Below are 5,237 nucleotides of genomic sequence, written 5' to 3' on the forward strand. Positions count from 1 at the left end.
CCAAGTTGTTCTCCTTGATGAAAGCCCGTAGTTGTTCTTTTGACCAAAGTCCCATGTATTCTCCCAACCTTTCTATTACTTCCATTTTACTGGGTTTAGGAGTTTACACAAACTATTTTACAGACTCTATTGCACCTTTCAAAGGCTTTAAGACTGATGCGTTTGGAAATACAACCCCATTAGAAGTTTCTCCATTTACCGGGTCCAATCTTATTAGCAATGGAGTTGTACTTAATCCTGCAGGGATTGGTAGAGTCCATGCGGATAACTATTGGAACAGCAACAACAGTTTGTATTATGAATATATCAAAGACAGTTACACTGTAGATTACTCCTTTAGTGATCCTTATCACTATAAAGTAGGCCGTACACAAGCTTATAACGCAAGCACCACTAATGCTCTTCCACTAGTTTACACACAACAAGATCAAGCTACTTCAACGTGGTCAGTTACCACTCAAGTTAGCACGACAGCAGAACTCGAAACTAATTATCTTGCAAAGCTTGGCTTTACTTTCGGAGGTTCGTATACCTCAACTAACACTACCCAAAAATCTACTACAATAGGCACTACATTTTATGTTAGTCCTGGATATACAGGTTGGATTGAAGCTTGTTTGCCTGGTGCATATGCAAACGGAACCGCAAAATATAAAGAATATTTGTATTCGATGGGCACAGGAACGTTTATTGCTACTGGAAATACAGTTTCAAATTCGAATGAAGGCGGATGGTCTCCTTTATCGAATAGCAGCATGAGCGTTTTGAATTTCAACACCGACCAGTATTACGGTCGTTAAAACTAATAAATTAAACACTAATGGGATTAATTGGTTTAAGACAACTACATTCATTCCGTTAGTGTTACTTCACCGATTTGGAGGCTTACAATGAGAACAATACGTTATCCTATTGTAGTTTTAGCTATACTCCTTATGTTAACTGCCTGCGATAGCAAAAACGATGATAAGAAAAACACACAAGACTTGCTTTCCTACGATCAATATGTAAAATTAGTGAGTTCTACTAAAGATCAATTACACTTTTCAAGTGTTCCTATGAAACTAACCGAATCGACCCTCGAAAACCCGACCATTATAATGATTAATGACGAGATATCCTTTGGTAAGAAGAAAAATTTATCTTTACAAAATGAATTCAAGGATTCAACACAGCATTTTTTAACTTACGAAGATGTGAAAAATGGGTATAAGGTTATTACAGGTTGGATTTATACTGAAGTTAATCAGGGCAACAACCTGCTATATTTAAAACCAATTGTTCAAGGGAATACAGGAGACTTTAATTCGCTACTCTCATACAAAAACATCCTCATTCATGTACAACTTACACATTCACCATCTTCAAGCCCTTCTCCAGGGGATTATGTGGGGGAAAATGAAAATGTGCTCAAAGACATTGTACATTTTCTTGAAACGTCAGATTCTACTCTTTTGAGCACCCCCCATGGATGAATCCGGAGGCTTCTTGCTACGTAAAGGTGAAGACCGTTTCCGGGGAAAAATAGACCTTGGGGCCACGAAACCCCGCCACCCCACTAAATGACCAATCGAACAGGAAGTGATCCTGTTCAATTGGTCATTTTTGCTTCGCAAACGTGGGTACCAGGCGGCGTGGAAGGGATGTTCGCTTATCGTACGTTTTCGTTTAGTTGGCGGCACCCCTATTTGCAGTTTCAGGTAGATAAAGGTTGGCACTTGGCGACAGCTTCGCTGGTACTACCCCAAGCTGGCATTCCAATCGTACTTGTAGGCTGGCACCGGGATGTATATGATATATGGCTGAGGGAACTGGCAGCCTATCGTCCGGCCATGTATACAGGGAGCGAGAGCGAACGACAAAAAAATGAATCCGTTCGCCGATTCATCGAAGGTGATACAGATGCTCATCCTATCTCTGCGAAGTGGAGCTGGGCTGGATGGTTTGCAACACCGATGTTCGACAGCCATATTCGGCGAACTGGACTGGTCGCCGAAAGTTCACGAACAGATCATTGGCCGTTTAAATCGGGAGGGCCAGCAGGAACAGATCACGGCAGTCTACTTAAATACTGATGAAGGCAGACCCGCCGATGGTAGAGGTTCTTGGGATAAAGGCATCTCAATCATCCGGAATTATTGATCCTGGGCGGCAATTTGAGGCTAAACATTCAGATAAGAGACGTATCCAAGGGGAAATACCACGTCTTCGCGTAACGAGAATGATTTCGAATAAACCGACCCATCGAATTTGAAATAAATAAAGAGCCACTAATCTGGTTTCCCGATTAAGTGGCTTTTCCTTTGTCATATGTAGATGATGTAGAGTGATCTTCATTATTTCGAAAAAAACATAGGACTTCACAAAAAAATTACCAGTTGGTTCCTTTTCCGATTTCATACGGTGTCACTATCGTTGAGTCCCCATCTGCCAAATTTGAGGAGTGGGGGAAGGAAAGACTGACAAATAGTATGGTTAATAGACTAATGATGACGATTAATCGTGAGCGTTTTCTTTTTCTCATTTTCTTTTTGCACCTCGAGAATTATTTTTTGATACTCCGTCTGATCTTCTCCAGAGGCTGTATGCCGATATTGTTCAAACAATCCCACACAACGGATGATACAGCCTTCGTTATACATTTTACTAGAGAATAGCAAACTCTTTAATACCCACTTTACACCAACAGAGTATATTTCCTGATCTAAGTAATAGCAAGCCAAATCACATAAAAAATGTGCAAAATCATCATTGATGACCTGCTTAGTATAATGGTTGACTGGCCCATCCTTACATGAACTCACAATTAGCTCGTGATACTGTTCCAGGATGCCGTCAATATTCCAATGATGAGTGTTGGCCGCTTTGATGATGTCAAATAAAGCTGGCAAGATTTCATTTTCAAATGGAGCAACAGTATCCATAAAAGCATAGAGTGCTTCTTGATCTCCTGCTTTCATTTTATAAATCAATTTATTTCCAATCGCATAAAAGTGGAACATTTCCAGCGTTTTCACTGTTGCATCATCCGTCTCACGGACCCAATCTGGATTGTCATATAAGGATACAAACGCTAAAGCTTTTTCAAAGTCCCCACGCTCCCCACAAACAATCCCACGCATCAGATAAGAGTAGAGAATATACCCAATGAGAGATTTTGTAGGTTCACGAACGGGCTCATCGTGCCGGGTTGCATTCTGCTTAAGCTGATACTGAATATTGGCGATGGTGCCCATGGTAAGTGCCAATTCATCGACTTTGTCGAATCGGTGCAATGAAGCATAGATATCAATAAGGTCCTTCAGAGCATCCAACCGATCAATGTCGTCCAATCGATCGACATATCCTTCAAAGGTTGTCGCTGCTCTCAGGTTAATATCTTGGTCCTCACAAAGAGCGATTGAGAATAATCGGTACTGGCATAAGGCTAATCGATGTGAATGCTGATACTTTTCACTTTCCGCCACAGTTCGGTAGAGAATAGCTGCAGCTGGCCATCTTTGTGCTTGAAACCAGCTTTCCGCCATATCAAATAGCGGTTCTGAATACGCTAAATTGTCCATCATCAAGATAGCGATCCTCTCAATAGTATCCAGCTTATCCATTTGAGCACATCGTTCCAAAAAAGGACCTAGCCGCCGCCAATCCAGTGGGGTATTTGATAATTCATCTACGTATTCATCGTAGAATGTTCCGCCCGGAAGTCCCATAGCAACCGTAACTTTGTCTAATTGCTCAACGGTTATGTACCGGTTACCGCTCATGATTTTACTGAGGGATCCAGGATTCATTTCCGCCTTTTCTGCAAATCGGGAAATCGATAAACCTTCTCGTTTGATGTATTGTTCCATTTCAGTCAGAATCTTGGTTGAGGTTGGCACTAAAACCACTCCTTAAATATAAGCCAGAATTTCCATATTATATTCACTATCACAACAATATACCATAATATTACACTGGTCAATAAATTCTTGGAGTGAGGAAAGAGTGTATTCTGACATTTGGAAATGAAAATGGAACGAATTAACTATAACGATAACCCGGTTTGCAAGGAGATGTAAATAAACATCGGGCGGAACATCCATGTGGGAATGTCAATCTTGTGGTCTGATGATGTAGCCTAGATTGATCTGTTCGAGGACAACACGAAGGAACGTCAGCTTACAGCGTAAAAGTGATCGATCGGGGAGATAAACGGGGGAGGGGCCCTCGATTACCTGGGAAGCGACCGAGGGAGGAATTGCGATAGACCAATCATCTGAGGTTGGGGGGATAAAGCATGATTAAAGACCGTTTGGTATAGATTTTTCCCAATGATCATGTTCAAGCCGTTTTTCGTACACTAGACATAAACCAAGGTTTTTTCAGCAAGCGCTAACTACACATACTGAGGAAACTAGCCTCAATGTGAAGGGGAAATTTTGAGACCCAAAAAAGGACCTTCTTCAACAACACATTGCAATTCCAGAGCCGAAAAACTTAAGAATCGATCCGGAACAGAAGAGTAAGGACTTCTATGGAAGTCTCTTTATGGTTAATTATTGCTTTTCGATTATTTAAAGTATTTTGGCCTAGTCAGAGACTATTTTTTCTTTGTTTTAATTCGAGCAATACTAAGTCTGCTGTATTCTTTATTCCCCGGAAAACAGCATCCTCGTGTATGATTTCTGAACCAATTGAGTAGCAATCGGCGATTTCGCGAAGACTCCACCCCATTACTTGATAATGAACCAGCCAGTTAAAGTGTTCAAGATTTCTTTTTTCTCGTTCCTTTACATAGCCTCTATCAAGCAAAAACTGTTCCGAACGGGCCCGGTACAATTCTTTATAGACTGCAAATGATTGGTCTAATCTCTTTTCAAATTCTTTCCAAGTTTGACTTCTCGGATCCCAAGCCATTCCTAAAAACATCAAATCTTTATCGTCTAATTGTTGGATTCCTTCATCCCTCATAATGTTCAGAATCCTTTTATTGTATTCACTCATACATTCGTACATATCAATTTTATCGTTATCTTTGATTGAGAGCATAATATCTGGTGTAAAAGTAAATGGAAAGATTCTGTAAAAAAATGAACTGTTTATGTCTTTACCAATACTTTTACTTAATTGAGCATTTTGCATAATTCCGTGATTGAGAATTAGACAGCAGAATCTAAGGAGTAGTTGGTGGTGTATTTTCGTCTCAGGTGACTTCGGACATAAAAAAGGGCAGACCTGCAGAATTTCTGTTCGTT

General features: G+C 40.5%; 4 protein-coding genes and 1 pseudogene. 3 read left to right on the top strand and 2 right to left on the bottom strand.

Going from position 1 to position 5,237, the window contains the following annotated elements; genetic code table 11:
• From K7397_RS20970 to K7397_RS20980, 3 genes are all read left to right on the top strand, one after another.
• Window positions 1-800: hypothetical protein (locus K7397_RS20970; protein ID WP_223070524.1), on the top strand; the 800-nt coding region annotated here is incomplete at its 5' end.
• A gap of 90 nt (window positions 801-890) precedes the next feature.
• Window positions 891-1,475 (top strand): hypothetical protein, encoded by a 585-nt coding sequence (locus tag K7397_RS20975; protein WP_223070525.1) that lies wholly within the window; start codon window positions 891-893, stop codon window positions 1,473-1,475.
• Window positions 1,476-1,643: 168 nt separating this feature from the next.
• Window positions 1,644-2,075 carry a hypothetical protein gene (locus K7397_RS20980; RefSeq protein WP_223070526.1) on the top strand — a complete coding sequence of 144 codons (432 nt, stop codon included), beginning with the start codon at window positions 1,644-1,646 and terminating at the stop codon, window positions 2,073-2,075.
• A gap of 408 nt (window positions 2,076-2,483) precedes the next feature.
• On the opposite strand, the gene K7397_RS20985 is transcribed toward K7397_RS20980, so the two are convergent.
• Window positions 2,484-3,881: a helix-turn-helix domain-containing protein gene (locus K7397_RS20985; protein ID WP_223070527.1), complete on the bottom strand. Its 1,398-nt coding sequence runs from the start codon at window positions 3,879-3,881 to the stop codon at window positions 2,484-2,486.
• Window positions 3,882-4,575: 694 nt separating this feature from the next.
• Window positions 4,576-5,237 (bottom strand): annotated as a pseudogene (locus K7397_RS20990) (hypothetical protein); the annotation flags it as partial.

The organism is Paenibacillus caui (genome assembly GCF_019904135.1).
GTDB classification, from domain to species: Bacteria; Bacillota; Bacilli; order Paenibacillales; family Paenibacillaceae; genus Fontibacillus; species Fontibacillus caui.

Coding starts and splice junctions, on each gene's coding strand:
- K7397_RS20975 (WP_223070525.1), top strand. CDS start 891: ATGAGAACAATACGTTATCCTATTGTAGTTTTAGCTATACTCCTTATG.
- K7397_RS20980 (WP_223070526.1), top strand. CDS start 1,644: ATGTTCGCTTATCGTACGTTTTCGTTTAGTTGGCGGCACCCCTATTTG.